13 protein-coding genes, 1 tRNA gene and 1 pseudogene are annotated in these 16,814 nt (G+C 62.1%); 5 read left to right on the forward strand and 10 right to left on the reverse strand.

Going from position 1 to position 16,814, the window contains the following annotated elements; translation table 11 throughout:
- The first annotated feature begins 7 nt into the window (after positions 1–7).
- Together hisC and U8326_RS10780 are read left to right on the forward strand one after the other, a co-directional pair.
- Entirely contained in the window at positions 8–1,126 is a 1,119-nt protein-coding gene (hisC, locus tag U8326_RS10775; RefSeq protein ID WP_324740262.1) for a histidinol-phosphate transaminase, read from the forward strand.
- Positions 1,123–2,031: a prephenate/arogenate dehydrogenase family protein gene (locus U8326_RS10780; RefSeq protein ID WP_324740263.1), complete on the forward strand. Its 909-nt coding sequence runs from the start codon at positions 1,123–1,125 to the stop codon at positions 2,029–2,031. The genes hisC and U8326_RS10780 overlap by 4 nt, the downstream gene beginning before the upstream one ends.
- Here the strand turns inward: U8326_RS10780 and U8326_RS10785 are convergent.
- Genes U8326_RS10785 through ftsE form a run of 4 tightly spaced genes read right to left on the reverse strand, consistent with a single transcriptional unit; the run spans position 2,022 to position 4,935 of the window.
- Positions 2,022–2,732: a lysophospholipid acyltransferase family protein gene (locus U8326_RS10785; RefSeq protein WP_324740264.1), complete on the reverse strand. Its 711-nt coding sequence runs from the start codon at positions 2,730–2,732 to the stop codon at positions 2,022–2,024. The genes U8326_RS10780 and U8326_RS10785 overlap by 10 nt on opposite strands.
- Before the next feature lie 9 nt (positions 2,733–2,741).
- On the reverse strand, positions 2,742–3,272 hold the full coding sequence (locus U8326_RS10790; RefSeq protein ID WP_324740265.1) for a YdcF family protein: 531 nt from the start codon (positions 3,270–3,272) through the stop codon (positions 2,742–2,744).
- Complete coding sequence (locus U8326_RS10795) at positions 3,269–4,183, reverse strand: cell division protein (protein ID WP_324740267.1); 915 nt, start codon at positions 4,181–4,183, stop codon at positions 3,269–3,271. Before U8326_RS10795 ends, U8326_RS10790 begins: the two co-directional genes overlap by 4 nt.
- A 26-nt stretch (positions 4,184–4,209) precedes the next feature.
- A complete protein-coding gene (ftsE, locus tag U8326_RS10800) occupies positions 4,210–4,935 on the reverse strand; it encodes a cell division ATP-binding protein FtsE (protein ID WP_324740268.1) in 726 nt (241 codons plus the stop codon).
- A gap of 223 nt (positions 4,936–5,158) precedes the next feature.
- Between ftsE and U8326_RS10805 the strand changes: the two genes are divergently transcribed.
- Together U8326_RS10805 and U8326_RS10810 are read left to right on the forward strand one after the other, a co-directional pair.
- A complete protein-coding gene (locus U8326_RS10805) occupies positions 5,159–6,043 on the forward strand; it encodes an MJ0042-type zinc finger domain-containing protein (RefSeq protein WP_324740269.1) in 885 nt (294 codons plus the stop codon).
- 138 nt (positions 6,044–6,181) lie between these two features.
- Positions 6,182–6,268 (forward strand) — tRNA-Leu (locus U8326_RS10810).
- A gap of 200 nt (positions 6,269–6,468) precedes the next feature.
- Here the strand turns inward: U8326_RS10810 and U8326_RS10815 are convergent.
- A complete protein-coding gene (locus tag U8326_RS10815; RefSeq protein ID WP_324740271.1) occupies positions 6,469–7,314 on the reverse strand; it encodes a recombinase family protein in 846 nt (281 codons plus the stop codon).
- 50 nt (positions 7,315–7,364) lie between these two features.
- Here U8326_RS10815 and U8326_RS10820 point away from each other — a divergent pair.
- Positions 7,365–7,730 (forward strand): annotated as a pseudogene (locus U8326_RS10820) (transposase); the annotation flags it as partial.
- 109 nt (positions 7,731–7,839) lie between these two features.
- Here the strand turns inward: U8326_RS10820 and U8326_RS10825 are convergent.
- From U8326_RS10825 to U8326_RS10845, 5 genes are all read right to left on the reverse strand, one after another.
- The gene (locus U8326_RS10825; RefSeq protein ID WP_324740273.1) at positions 7,840–8,334 is read right to left on the reverse strand and encodes a hypothetical protein; all 495 of its coding nucleotides are present in this window, start codon (positions 8,332–8,334) and stop codon (positions 7,840–7,842) included.
- A gap of 14 nt (positions 8,335–8,348) precedes the next feature.
- Positions 8,349–11,642, reverse strand: coding sequence for a Mur ligase family protein (locus tag U8326_RS10830; RefSeq protein WP_324740274.1), 3,294 nt, complete (start codon positions 11,640–11,642; stop codon positions 8,349–8,351).
- Between the two features lie 491 nt (positions 11,643–12,133).
- Positions 12,134–13,321 (reverse strand): HlyD family type I secretion periplasmic adaptor subunit, encoded by a 1,188-nt coding sequence (locus U8326_RS10835; RefSeq protein WP_324740276.1) that lies wholly within the window; start codon positions 13,319–13,321, stop codon positions 12,134–12,136.
- Positions 13,318–15,465, reverse strand: coding sequence for a type I secretion system permease/ATPase (locus U8326_RS10840; RefSeq protein WP_324740278.1), 2,148 nt, complete (start codon positions 15,463–15,465; stop codon positions 13,318–13,320). The genes U8326_RS10835 and U8326_RS10840 overlap by 4 nt, the downstream gene beginning before the upstream one ends.
- On the reverse strand, positions 15,462–16,715 hold the full coding sequence (locus U8326_RS10845) for a TolC family protein (protein ID WP_324740279.1): 1,254 nt from the start codon (positions 16,713–16,715) through the stop codon (positions 15,462–15,464). The genes U8326_RS10840 and U8326_RS10845 overlap by 4 nt, the downstream gene beginning before the upstream one ends.
- Positions 16,716–16,814: the final 99 nt, after the last annotated feature.

Consider the following 16,814-nt stretch of genomic DNA (forward strand, 5'->3'; position numbering starts at 1 on the left):
CCCGCGCGTGAATAAGAAGCTCCCCATCGCCAAGCCGTGGATCGAAGCCATCCACGCCTATGTGCCCGGCAAGTCGCGCGCCGATGACGGCCGGGAACTGATAAAGCTGTCCGCCAACGAGAATCCGCTCGGCACCAGCCCGGCTGCGCTGGCCGCGATGCGCGGCGCGGTGCCGCCCGCCCGCTACCCCGATCCGGATTCGCGCGCATTGCGCGAGGCCCTCGGCGACCTCCACGGGATCGACCCGGCCCGGATCGTGTGCGGCACCGGCTCGGACGAGCTGCTGAACCTCGCCGCGCAGGGCTATGCCGGCCCCGGCGATGAAGTGATCTACGTCCGCTACGGCTTCTCGGTCTACGACATCGCCGCGCGGCGCTGCGGCGCGACCCCGGTGATCGCGCCCGACCGCGATTACGGAACCGATGTCGATGCCCTGCTGGCGCTGGTCAACGAAAAGACCCGGGTCGTGTTCATCGCCAACCCCAACAATCCGACCGGCAGCTTCCTGCCCAGGGGCGAGATCGCCCGCCTGCACGCCGCCCTGCCCTCCGACGTGCTGTTCGTGCTGGATCAGGCCTATGCCGAATATCTGGCACCGGAAGACGATGACGGCGGCCTCGCGCTGGCGGCCGCGCACGGCAATGTGCTGGTCACGCGCACCTTTTCCAAGATCTATGGTCTTGCCGGCGAACGGATCGGCTGGGCGACCGGCGCGCCGGGGCTGATCGCGACGCTCAACCGCATCCGCGGCCCGTTCAATGTGTCCAGCACCGGGCAGGCCGCGGCGCTGGCCGCTCTGGCAGACCAGGATTTCGTCCGCCATTCGCGCGAGCATAACCGGGCGGAGCGGGCCCGTTTCGTTGCCGCCCTCGAACAGATCGGCAATCACGGTTTGCGTCCGGTCCCGAGCCAGGCCAATTTCGTGCTGATCCTGTTCGAAGGCGCTCTCACCGCCGAGGCCGCGCAGGAAGGGCTGGCCCGGACAGGATATGCGACGCGATGGCTGCCAGGCCAGGGTCTGCCGCAAGGCCTGCGGATCACTATCGGCACGGCGGAGCAGATGGACGAAATCACGGCGACGCTGCGCGAAATGACTCAGGCCATGGCCGGAGCGACCGCGAGATGACCTTCGGCAAGGTCGCCATCATCGGCCTGGGCTTGCTGGGCGGTTCGATCGGGCTGGCCATCCGCCAGCACCTGCCCGGAGTGAAGACCGCCGGCTATGACAGCGATCCGCAAGTCCGTCTCCGCGCGGCCGAACGCAAGCTCGCGCAGGAGATCTGCGAAAGTGCCGCTGAGGCCGCGCGTGGTGCCGATCTGGTCATCCTCTGTGTCCCTGTGGGTGCGATAGAGCACGCTGCGAACGAACTATCCGGAGCGCTGGAGCCCGGGGCGCTGGTCAGCGACGTCGGCTCTTCCAAGCAGAGCGTGAGCGCCGCCCTGGCCAGGGCGCTGCCCGGCCAGCCGATCATCCCCGCGCATCCCGTGGCCGGCACCGAGCATAGCGGCCCGGATGCGGGCTTCGCCACGCTGTTCCACAATCGCTGGTGCATCCTGACTCCTCCGGATGGAGCCGATCCGGAGCAGGTCGCGGCGCTTTCGGAATTCTGGACCGCGCTCGGCGCCATGGTCGAGGTCATGACGGCGGAGCATCACGATCTCGTGCTCGCGGTTACCAGCCATATCCCGCACCTGATCGCCTACACGATCGTCGGAACGGCCTCCGATCTGGAGGATGTGACCCGGGGCGAGGTAATCAAATATTCGGCCGGCGGCTTCCGCGACTTCACGCGCATCGCGGCCTCCGACCCGGTGATGTGGCGCGACGTATTCCTCAACAACCGCGAAGCGGTGCTGGAAATGCTGGGCCGCTTCACCGAGGATCTGACCGCGATGCAGCGCGCCATCAGATCAGGCAATGGCGACGCTCTGTTCGACCTGTTTACGCGAACCCGCGCAATCCGCCGGTCGATCATCGAACAGAAGCAGGATGATGCGCGGCCCGACTTCGGGCGCGGCGATCATGGCTGAGCGCCTCCCGCGCTTTGGCCATCGTTCAAGGCGTTGATCCCGGCAAGGACGCGGGCCTCGATCTCCTGGCGCGGCAGGCCCGGAGGAATCGGCTCCCCGAAACGATAGGTGATGGTGCCCGTCCGCTTCCATCGGCGATGATAGGGCGGGCCGCTGTCCACGGCGATGGGCACGACCGGCAGGCCGAGCAGCTTGTACAGGCCCGCAAAGCCCGAACGGATCGGTGCAGCCGCTCCATGCGGCACCCGCGTGCCTTCCGGAAAGATCGCCAACGGGCGCCCGCTTCGCGCGAATGATCGCGCCGCGGTCACCATGTCGCGCAAGGCGGCCGCTCCCTTGTCGCGTCGCACGGGCACCACGCCATAGGCCAGCGCGGCCCGGCCCCAGCCCAGTATCCGGAACAGTTCTTCCTTGGCGAAAATCACCGGCCGATCGATCAGGGTGGGCAGATCGATGGCCTCGAAAAAGCTTTCATGCTTCAAGGCATAGAGGACGGGTTGTGAAGGCCGCTCCCCCACGATGCGGATATCGATGCCGAGAATATGACGGGCGCAGACGCGATGGAAGGCGGACCATCGCTCAGGCACTGCTCGCCCGGCATGTGGAAACAGCATAGCGACCAAAACTGCGACGAGCACGAACAATACGCTGGCGCCATAGAAGACGGCGTAGAAGGCGAGACTGCGCAGCACGGCCATCATCGCGAAGCCTTATCGCAGCGCAATGGGGGCCAGAAAGCTGGCAAGCAGCTTGTTATATTCGAGAAACAGGGTGCGCAGCGTCGGCTGGGTGGCAACCGCATCCTTGATCAGCTCGATGTCATCCGGAAGCTCGCGCCTCAATTCCAATGCGGCACGGCGCATATGCCAATCGCTGGTCACCAGGCGCAGAGAGCGCAATTTTTCCCGCTTGGCCCAATCCGCCGCCTCCAAGGCATTGCCACGCGTATCGGCCGCTTCCGCACCCAAGGTGACGCAACATTGCATCAGTTGCGGCTCCACGCCGAACTGGGCCGCGAACTCCTTCGGCTTCACCTCCGGATCGACGCCGGTCACCAGCATCTTCCGGGCCTGCGTCCTGCGCAGAATTTCGAGCCCTCTTGCAATTCGCCCACCCGATCCGGTCGGAACCACCACGGCATCGGTTTTGCCCTCGTCGACCGGTTGAGGCAACGCCACCGAGAACAGGACGAAACCGAGCAGCCAGAAGATCACGGCCCCTGCGAGGATGCGCCGGATCATAGCATGCGCCTCAAGGCCGCCATGACGGTGAAGCGAGCGGTCAATGCCGCCAGCACTGTCCCGACCAGCGGGATCGCGGCGATCAGCAGCCAATCCTGCCAGCGAAGGCCCCCGCCCGCGACCATGCCGGACCCGAGCGCGGCAAAGCGGCTGCCCATCATGAGCACGGCGATCAATCCCAGCGCCAGTCCGGCGGTGGAGCCAAGGGCGGCGTCAACTGCCACCGAACGCTGGAAGATGCGCGCGATCTGGGCATCCGTCCCGCCCAGATGATGCACGATCTCGATCGTTTCACGATTGGTGCCCAACGCGGACCTGGCGGCCAGCCAGACAGCGGCGACGGTGGCTGCCGCAAGCAGGAGGATCAGAGAGGCCGCGAGCCACTGTAGCGAATGGATCGCGGAAAAGACAGGCTTGAGCCAATCGGCCTGGGCATCGACCCGCGCGGCAGGCGCCACTTTGGCCAGCGCTCCGCGCAATGCCTCGATCGCCTTTTTGTCCGCCGCTCCGTTCAGGCGCAGATCGATCAGCGCAGGGACTGCGATGGCAGCGTCTCCCGTGCCGCCAAGGTTGGCCTCGCCGAGCCAGGGAGCCAGCAAGGCGCCGATTTCCTCATCCGGCACGCGCGCGACCTCCGCCACGCCCGGCATGCGCTGAAGCTGCGCCAGGGCAGCCTGCGCCTGGGCTTCGCGCGCTTCGGCGCCCGCCTCCACGATCTGCACGGTTACCGCGCCGGACAATTCGCCACGAGCCTGGCCAGCCACATTGGCGAGAGCCAGCCCGCCGGCCGCGGCGACCACGGTCAGGGCGATCATGATCGCGATCACCCAGAGCATCGGCCCCGCGAGGCGAGCCTGAGGCAGAAGCTGGCGGCCGCTCTTGCCAGCCAGCCCCGAAAGTCGGGTGGTCACCCCCCGCAGGAATGCAGGCGCCTGGCTCATGCAGGCATGACCGGGCGGCGAGGCGGATAGCGGAGCGCGCCGGTGGGATCGTTCAGGCGCCCCTTGTCGAGCCGCATGATCAGGGAATCCGGCACTTTCTTGAGCAAGTGCAGATCGTGCGTGGCGACCACCACGGTCGTGCCCAGCCGATTGAGCGCCTCGAACAGCCGCAACAGCTTGACCGCCATCTCCGGGTCGACGTTGCCCGTAGGTTCGTCGGCAATCAGCATATCGGGCCGGCCGATCACCGCCCGCGCGATGGCCACCCGCTGCTGCTCTCCACCTGAAAGCGTGGCGGGCCTGGCGTCCGCCCGATCGACCAGGCCGACCCAGTCCAGCATATCCGACACCGGCTGATGCAGATCCTCGTCGGGAACCCCGGCCACCCGCAGCGGCAGGGCGATATTGTCATAGGCGGAAAGATGCGGAACGAGCCGGAAATCCTGAAACACCACGCCCAGCCTGCGGCGGAAGCCGGGGAGCCGTGCGCGTGGCAGGGTGATCACATCGGTCCCGAACATGCTGATCACGCCGCGCGAGGGACGTTGCGCGAGATAAAGCAATCGCAGCAGCGATGTCTTGCCCGCGCCGCTCGCGCCGGTCAGGAAATAGAAGCTGCCCGGATAAAGCGTGAAGGAAATGTCGCCGAGCACTTCCTTGCCGGTGCCGTAACGCAAGCCGACATTGTCGAAGCGCACGATATGGCCCTCTTCGGCACTCATCGCGGCCGGACCGGGCTCGTGGGCAGGGAGGCTACGTGTCGCAGGGACATTTCCGGCGGGCTATAAGCGCTGTTGCACCAATTGAAAACCATCGCTGCACAGGAAGCCAGGCAAGGATTGCGCGGATGAGGCAATGGAAGCGATGTGGATAAAGGGCTTATATGGGCCGGGTGAAGGCGCTGCGACCTTGTTGCGTTCCCTCACTCATGCTTAAGAACTACGCATGATAATCGCCTGCCCCGCCTGTGCTACGCGATATGTCGTTCCCGACAGCGCCATCGGGGTGGAAGGCCGCACGGTCCGCTGTGCCAAATGCCGGCACAGCTGGTTCCAGGAAGGCCCTGAAATCACGCCACCGCCAACGGCTCCCCAGCCGCCGGCCTTCGCCGAAGCCAGCGCGCAGCCCGGCCATGCGGAACAAGCGGCCCCGCCCCGCCCCGCCTTCACCGAAAATTTCGCGGCATCGCCAGATAATGAGACCGCCGGGACCGCGCAGGAAAAACCCGGCGGCGCCGTTGAGGAAACCGTCGATCCGGCGCCGGAAGCGGATGACACGGTGGCCGCGCCTCCCAGCTTCGCCGCCAGGCCGCTGGGCGAGGACGCGGATACGCCCCCAGCCGCGCCCGCCGATTACGAGGATGATTATTCTCATTTCGATCATGAGCCGCCGTTCCGTCCCCGGCGGAACAGGCTGAAAATGCTCACGATCGCCGCTGCGGTCTTCGCCGCTGTCGCGGTCGGCCTGGTGGGGGCGGCCAGCTATTGGGGCCTGCCGGATTGGGTGCCGGTCAGCCGCCCCACCTTCGCGCAGGCCCAGCCGGATCTGGTGCTCGATTTCCCCGCCGAAAGGCAGGACCGGCGGACCCTTCCCAACGGCACCGAATTTTTCGGAGCAAGCGGCACCGTGACCAATGTGGGGAAGACCGCCCATGACGTGCCATCGATCCTGATCGTGCTGCGCGATGCGCGCGACCGTATCGTCTACAGCTGGGAAGTCGCTCCGCCCAGGCGCAGCCTTGCCCCGGGCGAAAGCGTTTCCATCAACGAGGCGGTGACCGACGTCCCGCGCTCGGCGAAGTTCGCGGAAATCGGCTGGAAGCCCGAATAGGCAGCGCTTTCCCTGCCCGGATCGCGCCATAATCGAACCGATCGTTCAAACCCGCCGATGGGCGCTTGCAGGGGGCAAATCTACTTGCTAAGGGCGCGCTCCTACCCCGCAGGGACCGACCCGGTCCTTGTCGATTTTGCGGTCGTGGCGGAACTGGTAGACGCGCAACGTTGAGGTCGTTGTGGGCGAAAGCCCGTGGAAGTTCGAGTCTTCTCGACCGCACCAGTCAGTGAAAAAATAATTCAATTACAGGAACTTAACTTACCCCTCGGGGAAAGTGGCACAGTTCTGCGGGCTTTGCGCGCGCATCAGTTTCTGAGTGAAGCCAAAGACGCGTTTCAGACGCCGCTCAGAAGCAATAAAATCGCCGGATTCTCCACTGCGAAGAACCCGGCTTCACCTCTGGTTACGAGATTATTCCGCGCTCATGCAGCGAACCCGAACTGCCGTTCCTGCTCGGACCAGCTGGTTGGGATGCTGCCCGTCAGCAGACTTTTGCGGGTTAGCATCCTGGGCTGGGAGCCATCAGCGATGGCTTCAACGATTCTCGGGCTGAGCCATGCGATGCGCAACAGCCGGGCCAGCTGGGTTCGGCACCGTCGTCCTTCGCGCTTGCCCAGTTGATTGAGGCTGAGCTCAGGTGATGCAAATACCAGCTGCTGCGCGGCCATGGCGTCTGCCAACAGCTTGAGCAGGTCTGCATCCGGACTCAACTCATTGGTATCGGCATCGATCCTGAGTTTCGCTTCGCGGAAGGGCTTGCGCGGCGGAAGGGGGATGCACCAGTTCCATGGGGCATCTGTCTCGATACCGAGAGCATCGGGCCTAAGCTTTATGACGATGTGATCTCTTTGTACCTGCAACGATCCAACCAGGGGCGCAGTGCGGGTTCTGCATTTGATACCTCGCGAAGCTGGATCGTGAGCAAATGCGCGGTAGCAAACATTGTACGCAGTTGGCCCGCCTCGTCGATCCCGGGGACGTTCCGTGTTACCGCCCGAGTAACCGCCATCATCATAATGGCTGGGAACCAGCGACCAGCCTTCGTGCCGTTGGCTCAGGATATAGGCCTCACATGCCTCACGCTGGGCATCGAGGCTGTTAACTCCTGCTCCAGCCCGTCCTCGGTCGACTTGCGGGTGTATGCTCGCCATCGGTAAAAAATGGCCCCTGATGATCATCTCATTGCCGAACTTACGCGGCGTGGATATCTCATTCGCAAGGCGATGGTTTAAATGAAGCTTGTCTGGGATGATGGACGATCCGATCAAGCCGCTTGTTGGAGTTGAGCGCAGGCCTTATGCCATTGGTAATCGGTCCCGATAAAACGACGCGGTCGAACGATGTGTGGCAGACCGACTTCACCTACTTCAAGATTATCGGGTGGGACTGGGTGTATCGGTCGACCGTGCTCGACGACTTCTCACGCTACGTCGTCGCGTGGAACCTTTGCACCACCATGCGCGCCGGGGACATCACCGACACGCTGGAACTGGCCCTCGAAGCTTCGGGCTGTTCGTCGGCCATGGTCGTGCACAAGCCGAGGCTCCTCAGCGATAATGGCCCGAGTTACATCGCCCAGGAACTGGTCGAGCGGATCGGCGCCAAAGGCATGAGCCATGTCCGCGGCACCCCGATGCATCCCCAAATCGAACGCTGGCATCAGACCCTCAAGAACCGCGTCCTGCACCTAATATCCACCCCCCTGACGAGGCATAAACTTCCCTAATTTACGCCGCGATCTGCGCCAAATGTTCTGACGACGGACAATCAGAACTCCTTATCGCATTAGGTTATCATCCGTTACTTATCGGACTATAGGGAACGGGTCTAATATCGGGCTCGACATTGGAGGAAAAAATATCCTTCAACATCAGAATCATGGCCTCACGCCCCCGCTCTGTCAATTTAACTATCACGCGGCGATGATCCAGTTCATCAGGCACCCTTTCCAGCATATTGCCTTCTTCGAGCCGGTCGATCTTTCTCATGGCGGTTGCAGGAGCTTCACCTGAAGCGAGTATCAACTGCTTGATATAAAGGATCCCGCCTTCCGCGCCATTGATCAACAGGATCAGCATCATGTCCCACGCGGATTCGCGGGGGAGGCACTTCGGGAGACGCTTCACCGTTTTAAGTCGCGCGCGAAGCAGCTGCCTCGCCCCTTCCACCAATTGCTGCTCCTCGATCGAACTTTCCTGAGCGGATCGAACGAAGCTTTCCACCCTACGCCGCACGGCAGGCAATGAAGTTGGCTTGGCGTTACTGATATTGTGAGTCAATTCTGACATTAACTATGCGCCTGTTATGATTCCCGTCCGAGTAAAGCCTTAATCGCGGCGTCGCGTTCGATCCGTGATCGCGCGCCGAGCACTATTGCGAGACGCCGCCCCTCAGGCCACGCCACTGAAAATATGAGGTTGAAACACGGCCCCAATCTGCCGGTTTTGAGACCATCGGCTCCGGGGATTTCACTCAGGAGCGTGTTGGTGTTGTTCTGCCCCTTGCCGTTCCATTCAAAGCGTCGTGCGGTCGCCAAACGGGCAATATTCGGATGCTCATCCTGAATATGGCGAGCAAGAGTCAAAGCATCCCTTACAGTGATCTTCTGCCCGCGGCCCAGGCCGCTCGGCGACGAGAAGCAGGTGTCGGTCATGCCCAATTCGGCCCCGCGCCGATTCAGACAATCGGTGAACGCTTCCAGAGAACCACTGTGCCATTCCGCCAAGGCATTGGCCGCCTCATTCGCGCTTACCGTCATGGCCGCGCGCATCAGAGTTTCGATCCGGACCCGATCACCGGCCTTGAAGCCCCAGTGACTGTTTACGTCCGCGGCACGCGGCGAAATCCGGATTTCGTTCTCCGCGCTTTCTCCGCTCTCGCGCAAACGCTCATCGATCAATCCCAAGGTGAGCAGCTTGGTCAGCGAGGCGGGAGGGTACACCTTCCCCTCGCCATGAAGTTTCAGGGTTCGCCCGGTATCAACGTCATACAGCATGGCACCGAGATGCCTGCCAAGCGCTGGCGCCCCATCCTTCAGCCAGTCGACCAGTTCGTATAGCCGCGCCCCGTGCGACCCTTTTACGAGCAGCGTGTCTCCTTCGCGCAACTCATCCCGTAACACGGGCTGCAACATATGGGATGAATCGACTCTCGCCCCCCGGCTAGATGCAGGCAACGATCCCCAGAAATGCTTGTAAAGAGCGCCCACGGCATGAACTCGATCGATGCGGTGCCGTTCTATCAGAGGTGCCAGATCGGTATGGTAGGCGGCTGCCCCATCGCCCAGTTCCAGCATTTCGCCGAGAACGGCGACGCGTCGGCCCTTGCCCACCTTATCCCCCAGACGCGCGAGCGCGGCGGCCATGGAACCTGGATTGGCATTATATGCATCGTCGATGAGCGTTATGCGCCGCCCGCTTACGTCGACTGGCAATTCTTCACCGCGCCCCGGAAGGGATCGAAAACCGGCCAATTTTTCCATTACCGGCTCCGGATCGAGTCCCAGCGCAGATGTGGCCGCCAAAACAGCGAGGCTGTTAAGAGCCATGTGCTCGCCCTCAGCGCCGATCCGATAGCTCCGATCATGCGATCCGATCCTGGCAGAGATCGTGCGAGAGGCGGGATCGTAATCAAGCAGGCGGTATTCGCAATCTGCCGATCGGCCATAATTGAGCACGGTCAGATCGCAGGCCCTGGCCGCCATCCGGACGGTTTCCCACTCGGCCATTTCACGATTCAATACAGCGATGCCCCCTGGCTCCATTCCCCGAAAGATGGCGCTCTTGCGCTCAGCTATGGTCTGCACATTGCGATGGTATTCGAGATGCGCAGGCAGAATATTCGTGAAAATCGCCACATCCGGGCGCGCCATACGCGCGTTGAAACCCATGCGCCCTATTGCCAGTTCCAGTACGATATGAGGCGTGTCCCATGGAATCGACGCCAAGTTCCATGCGATGCCAAAAGGCAGATTGGCGTTGTGCCGAGTCTGCCCGACAGGGCCGAACGGTTGAAGCGCATGGGCAAGCATAGCGACGGTGGTGGTTTTGCCCGCGCTGCCGGTAACACCCAGCAGCCTGCCGCTCATTCGCTGTCTGGCATATTTCCCGAGCGCGAGGATCGCCTCGCCCACATTGTCCACCGCCAGGACCGGAATCCCGTCCAGAGAAAGGCCGCCGGGATTACTTGTTATTAGCGCGCGCGGCTGGCTTGGCAGGCGGGAAAGGCTTTCCGGCGCCACCCCTTTTTCGTCCGCGCTCAGCCGCACAGCCACCATGTCACCCGGCGTCATCGTGGGGGGGAAGATGCACAGGCCGCTTGCCCGCCAATCCTTGGCGAGGCGGGAAGTCCACCGCCCTCCCGTTGCCCGTGCCACATGGGTCGCGGTCCAGTGGATTGCCGTGTCCTCGGCAGAACCCAGCTCGGGAGCGCGTCCATCGGAACCCTGCGCAAGCAGATGCTCACGGTAGGCGATGAGGCCGGACAGGTAATGTTCGACGTCATCGATCCGCACCCGGAAGCTGTGATGACGGATGAAGAAACTGCCCTCGATCTTGGATGGCGCGGCAAAGAACATCGCCAGCTCAGGCCAGAAATGACCATTGAGCAGATAATGCGCCCGATGGTGCAGCGCCTTGTAGAAGCGGGGAAGGTCCACGCCGCCCACCAGATGCGACAGATCCGGCTCCGCGTGCAACCGCTCCAGCATCTTCCGCGCCGCCATCATCAGTTCCAACAGCGTGGGGAATGTGGTGATCCGCTTGAGAACGAAATCCAGATAGTCGCGGAAATTATCGATACCGAACTGATAGTAACGTTCTTCCGGGCGATGCAGCGTCAACTCGTTGACGCAGTAGCTCAGCCAGTGATCATGCGATTTCCAGTGCTTCTCCCGAATGAAATGCTCGAAAGCATTCTCCACGGCTTTCAGCCAGCGGGCATCTCCCGTCAAGCCGTAAAGGCGCAGGAGGCCGAATGCCGCCTCGCCTTCGTAATAGATGATGCGGAAGGCCTGCCTTACCTTGAGCGTCGGATAATCGAGCACGTGGACAAAACTTCCCGTGGCAGGGTCCTGCATGTGGAGAATACCCAAGCCCAGTTTTTCAAGCAGGCCGGCGTTACGGCTGGCACCCGTCAGTTCCGCGTGCTTGACCAGCGCCAGAATGGCAACGGCGTTGGCCCCCAGCTTGATCTCGTTCCCTTCATCGACGAGAAACGCCGCTTCCCCACCTTCAGGCAATCGCATCGTCCGGATCAGCTTGTTCGTCAGGTAATCAAGGGCGCGATCGATCGCGTCCTTGAGCGCATCGCTGCGCGTGACCTCCCAGGCTTCCAGCATCGCGTAGAGCGAACTGGCATGGCGCAGACCGTTGTAGGAGCCGATCGGCCTGTCGAAGCAGGGATGCCAGCCGTAATGGAAACATCCGTCTTCGCGAACCTGTGAAGCAAGATAATTGCTGCCTGCGGCGATCAGCCTCTCCAGATCGTCGGCGGTCAGCTTGTCGATCGTCCGCCGGCCCGCGTCCAGCCCGCTCCCCCCCAATCTCTGAACACCGGCTCCGTCATCGCGAATAAAAACCGCCTTGGTCGTGAACACCCAGACAGGGTCTTCATCCGCGAAGGAGACATCCCGAAGCCCATGGCGCTTCCGGGCATAGATACGGAAATTGTGCTCATTCAGTATGGCGGAAGCCTTCGTCCCACCGCCATACAGCATGGCATTTCCATTCAGCTCGGTTTCCAGAAAGGCGTGGCGAAAGGCCGGATCGAGAGCAATGCCCAATCGGAAATAATTGCGCTTGACCTTATCGAGCGTGGCCCGAACAGCTTTCCAGCTCTGCCGTTCGACCTGTTCCACCCAATCAATTCTTATCCAGCGGGCCTCAACGCCGCTGGCGAGCAATTGCACCTTTCCTTCCCGCCATGCCTCATCGAGAGAAGCGCTATTGACCGTGACAACCTTCGCCCGTTCGGTGCCGTCGGTGAAAGAGAAGAAAAGTATGAAGCGATCCTCGCCTTCCACCTTCGCCGGAGCGATGTCCTGCAAATCGCGATAGAGTTCATCGAGAAGCGGGCGACACATAGCGTTCACCGCTCACGCAGGGCTTCCCGCGCCCTGTTCAATGGTTTCAGGAGATATTGCAGGACGGTCTTCTGCCCGGTGTGGATATCGACCGTGGCGATCATGCCAGGCACGATGGGGTATCGTTTCCCCTGCTTGTCGATGAGAGAATCCGTCCTGGTGCGGATAAACACACGATAATAGAATATCTCGGGTTTCACCTCGTCCCGGATGGTATCAGGCGAGATGGAAGTCACTTCCCCGTCCAGACCGCCATAAATCGAATAATCATAGGCGGTTATCTTTACGGTCGCTCGCTGACCCGGATGAATGAAGGCAATGTCGCGCGGAGACATGCGGGCTTCGATCATCAACCTGTCATCGAGCGGAATGATCTCCATCACCTGCCCGTTCGGCGGCACGACGCCTCCTACGGTCGACACTTCGATATTCTTCACGATGCCGCGCACGGGCGAACGAAGAGTCAGGCGATTGAGCGTGTCGGAACGGCCCGTGACGACGGGAGCGAGCGTCTCGATCTCCGCTTCCGCCTTGGCCAGTTCTTCTCGGGCCTCGACGATATATTGCGAACGCAGATCGGCTTTCTTCAACGCGAGATCGGCTCTCTGCCGCTTGAGGCGAATGACTTCCACATTGCTGGCCGCTCCGACCTCGATCAGCGATTCACCGATGGCGACTTCCTTGCCGATGAGAGCCAGGGATTCATCGATCAGACTTATCGAATCGGTCAGGCTGCGCCGCCGCGCCGTGTAGAGCCGGGTCTCCGCTGCCTTGAGATCGGGATAATCATCCAATTCCGCCGGAAAGGTCAGCGGCGTCTGATTGACTTCCGCGCGAAGGCGCGCCGCCGCCGCCAGCGCGGCGCGATATTTCGCGGCGCTTTCCTCCACGGTGGAGCGCGCCAAAGTGGGGTCCAGCTGCGCCAGCACCTGACCGGGCCTGACGATATCGTCCTGCCTGACGAGCAGTTTGGCGAGAATGCCCCCTTCGAGGGATTGAACGATTTGCTCCCGCGAGGTCGGGACCACACGCCCGCTGCCTGTAGCCACCTCATCCAGCTCCGCAAGCGAGGCCCACGCAAACGCGACCACGAAGAACGCCAGCAGCCCCCATACCAGCCATTTCGAGCGCTTCAGGCGGCCACCTTTTCCGCCGTCTTCCAGCCAGTCGCCTATGTCCGGTTCGGCGCTCATGCCGCCTTGCTCTTTCCTTGCATAATGGATAGCGCTTCCTGCTTCCCGGCATCGAGCGTGATGGCGCCATTGTGAATGACGATGATCCGATCCACGAGATCGAGGAGACGCATTCTGTGGGTCGCCAGGATGACCGTCCTGGACTTGCTCCACACCTTGAATTTTTCGGTGAACAGGCGCTCGGTCGTCTCATCCATCGAGGCTGTGGGTTCATCTAGCAGCAAAATCCTGGGTTCGCGGATCAACAGCCGCGCAAGCAGCAAAGCCTGGATCTGGCCTCCGGAAAGGCCGCCCCCGCCCTCCTGCACCACATGCTCCAGGCCCGCGCGCGAACGGCGGATGAACTCGTCGGCTCCAACCATTTCCAACGCGGCAGCGATATCGCTGTTCGAAGCCCGTGGCGCGCCGAGGGTCAGATTCTGCCGGATCGTGCCGTGAAACAGCCGGCTGTTCTGCGTCAGCAAGCCAACATCCCTGCGGACGTCGCCCGGATCGATCTGATGCAGCGCAAAATTGTCCAGCAGCACTTCACCGGAATCCGGGCGCAGAAGACCAGACAAGCCCTGGAGCAAGGTGGACTTGCCGGCACCGTTGCGCCCCAGCACCGCGATCTTCTCTCCCGGCCGAATATGCAATTCCTTGATCGCGAGCCCCGGGGGAGAATTGGAATCGCCATATTTGAAGACCGCGGAATGAACCGCGAAGTCTCCGGCGATCGACGGCACTTCGATCCGGTGCTCGTCATCCGGATTGTCCACCGGCAAGGCCATGATCCGATCCGCGCTCGCGGCGCTGACCTTGGCCTGCTGAAGCCGGGCCAGAACCTGTGTGACCTGGGCGATGGGCGCCATCATCCGCGAACCCAGAATCGATGCCGCGACCAGCGCGCCGGTGGTCATTTCGCCCGCCATCACCAGTGGCGCTCCGAAAAAGACTATAGCCGCATAGACGCCGGTCTGGACGCTCTGGCTCCAGGCGGAAATGCTGTTGGTAAGCCCCCTCAATCTGAGCTGGGCATCGCCAGTCACGGAATTCAGATGATTCCAGTGCTGCTGGAAGCGTTCCTCGGCCTGGAGCGCCTTGATGTCCTCGATGCCCTGCACGGCTTCGACCAGCATCGCATTGCGCAGCGACGCTTCCCGCATCGCTTCGCTGGTATAGGCCCGCAGGCGACGCTGGACGAGCAACGCCGGCACGATCAGCAGAGCCAGCGCTCCCAGCGGCACCAGCGCGAGCGGCCCCGCGATGAACAGCAGAATCAGCAGGAACAGCAGAAAGAAGGGAAGGTCCACAATCGCCGACACCGTGGTCGAGGTCAGCATTTCCCGCAGCTGCTCGAGATCTCGAAGCTGGGCGATGAAGGTGCCGGTCGAAGACGGCCGCTCGCGCGTCTGGACCCGCAGGGCGTGGCCGAACACCTGATCGGACATGCGCATGTCGGCGCGCTTTCCGAGCACGTCGATAATGTTCATGCGCAGCCATCGGAGCATGAAATTGAGGCCGATCGCCAGCAGCACTCCGATGAAAAGCACGTAAAGCGTCGGAAAGGATTGCGCCGGAATCACCCGGTCATAGACCTGCATCGAGAACAGAACGCTGGCGAGCGCGAGCGCGTTGGCGATGAGGGACGCGATCACGATCGGACCGTAGGAGCGCGCATCCTTGAGCAGGAGAAGCCGCAGCCAGTGTTCCCTGTAAGGGCGGATATAGGCGTCCACTCGAGCATCCGGCACCGTGCGCGACGGGCGCGGCAGGACGAAGCGCACCGCATCCCGCATCAATTCCTCTACGGGAATGCTGTTCCGCAAACCCCCTTCGCCCGTGATTGACACGCTTGCCTGGCCCGCCGATCCGATCGCGGAGATTATGGCGAGTTCGCCATTGGCGAGCTGTGCTATGGCAGGCAGCTTGCCGCTGCTGAGCCTGAAACCCTCCGGCGCCGCAAAATGGACGAAAAACCCGATACTGCGCGCTATGGTGCGTATCTGGCGATCTTCCGTCTCTCCCCTCTCCCATTGCGCGATCCGCCTCGCGTTTTCGGAGGATACGGGCAGGCGATAATATCCCGCCACTTCGCGGAAGGCTTCGATCCAGCGATCCGCCTGAAAACTTGCGTCGGCCGTCTTTTCAACCACGCCTTTCATCCCACCCTCTCCGCGAAAGCGCTCTTGTTCAGGCCGTAAGCGCTGCGCGTGGCCCCGGAGAAGAACAGGCAATCGGCCTGGAGCCGGCGCAGATCATGCTTCGTGTTGACGAATTCGAACCGCACCTGATGCAGTTCCTGCTCGGCATTGAGCAGATCCACCAATGTCCGCGTGCCCATCTCCAGATATTGCAGGCGATAGAGCTTGCCAGTTTCCCTCATGCTGCTTTCGCGCAGGTCGAGGGTAGCCATCACCCGGGTAAAGCCGTCGATCCGGCCACGGGCTTCAGCAAACTGCCGGCGTATCTCATTGCGCACTTTGGCTTCGGCGGCATCTGCCGCTCCCAGCGCCGCCGTGGCGCTGCGCACCCGCGCCTTGCTGGCTCCGCCGCTGTAAAGCGCGCTCGATATATTGAGGCCGAAACTGTATTCTTTCCGGCCGGAAACCGGATCGGCGATTTCCGTTCCCGCATCCGCGCCGAACGAAACGGTGGGCAAGCCATCCGCCCTGCTCCTGTCGAGTTCACCCAATGCGTGATCCCTTTGGGCTCTCACCTGCATGATCGCGGGAACGGCCCCCCAGTCCACCGCATCCTGATCGCAAGCGGTAAGGAACCAGTCTGGCATATCGGCGGAAACATTTCCGATGGATTCCCTGCCGAGAAGGTAGGCCAGATTGCTTATCCAGCGCTCGCGCTCCGCTTCGATTTCCTCGATGGTCGCTTGCGCTGCCTGCACACGCGCGCGGGCCTGCAACGCATCGGAGCGGGTTGCCGCGCCTCGCTCGAAGCGATGGCCCACAAGTTCGCTGATCTCGCGGATGCTCGCTAGCTGTTCCCCGGCGACCTGCAGGAGATCGTTCGTCCGCTGGATTTCGACGAAGGCGTAACTCGTGTCGCGAACCAGGCTGTCGACGGCTTGCAGCAATTGGGCTTCACTGTCCCTTGTATCGGCTTCGGCTATCGCAACCGAGCTGGAAACCTTCCCGAAGTCATACAGCATCTGCGATGCCGATACGCTTGCGCGCGGGCGCCAATTGCTCCTGACCGTATTGTCGTAACCCGAACCGAGGCCGACGCTGATCTGGGGAAGATAGCCCGCCCTGCTGGCAGCGATGTTCTCTGTGGAAGCGTCCACATTGCCGGATGCTTCCTCGATGGAGGGGTGCCAGGCCACGGCTTCATCGACGGCTGTTTCAAGCGTAAGAAGCGGCCCCTGATCGCCGAAGCCGTAGTCGGCGGCACCAGCCACGCTCGCCAGCAGGAAAACGCCTCCACCAAGGAAATATCGTCTGGCCGCGATCAGGTCATGATTTACCCGTGCCCATGCACCCTGCCATCTCATCCCATA

This window comes from Tsuneonella sp. CC-YZS046, from assembly GCF_035581365.1.
Taxonomy (GTDB): Bacteria; Pseudomonadota; Alphaproteobacteria; order Sphingomonadales; family Sphingomonadaceae; genus JAWKXU01.

What these genes read in the sequence shown, in the direction of transcription:
- ftsE (WP_324740268.1), bottom strand. Translation starts at nt 4,935, where the DNA reads ATGAGTGCCGAAGAGGGCCATATCGTGCGCTTCGACAATGTCGGCTTG.
- U8326_RS10780 (WP_324740263.1), top strand. Translation starts at nt 1,123, where the DNA reads ATGACCTTCGGCAAGGTCGCCATCATCGGCCTGGGCTTGCTGGGCGGT.
- U8326_RS10825 (WP_324740273.1), bottom strand. Translation starts at nt 8,334, where the DNA reads ATGTCAGAATTGACTCACAATATCAGTAACGCCAAGCCAACTTCATTG.
- U8326_RS10785 (WP_324740264.1), bottom strand. Translation starts at nt 2,732, where the DNA reads ATGATGGCCGTGCTGCGCAGTCTCGCCTTCTACGCCGTCTTCTATGGC.
- U8326_RS10790 (WP_324740265.1), bottom strand. Translation starts at nt 3,272, where the DNA reads ATGATCCGGCGCATCCTCGCAGGGGCCGTGATCTTCTGGCTGCTCGGT.
- U8326_RS10835 (WP_324740276.1), bottom strand. Translation starts at nt 13,321, where the DNA reads ATGAGCGCCGAACCGGACATAGGCGACTGGCTGGAAGACGGCGGAAAA.
- U8326_RS10805 (WP_324740269.1), top strand. Translation starts at nt 5,159, where the DNA reads ATGATAATCGCCTGCCCCGCCTGTGCTACGCGATATGTCGTTCCCGAC.
- U8326_RS10840 (WP_324740278.1), bottom strand. Translation starts at nt 15,465, where the DNA reads ATGAAAGGCGTGGTTGAAAAGACGGCCGACGCAAGTTTTCAGGCGGAT.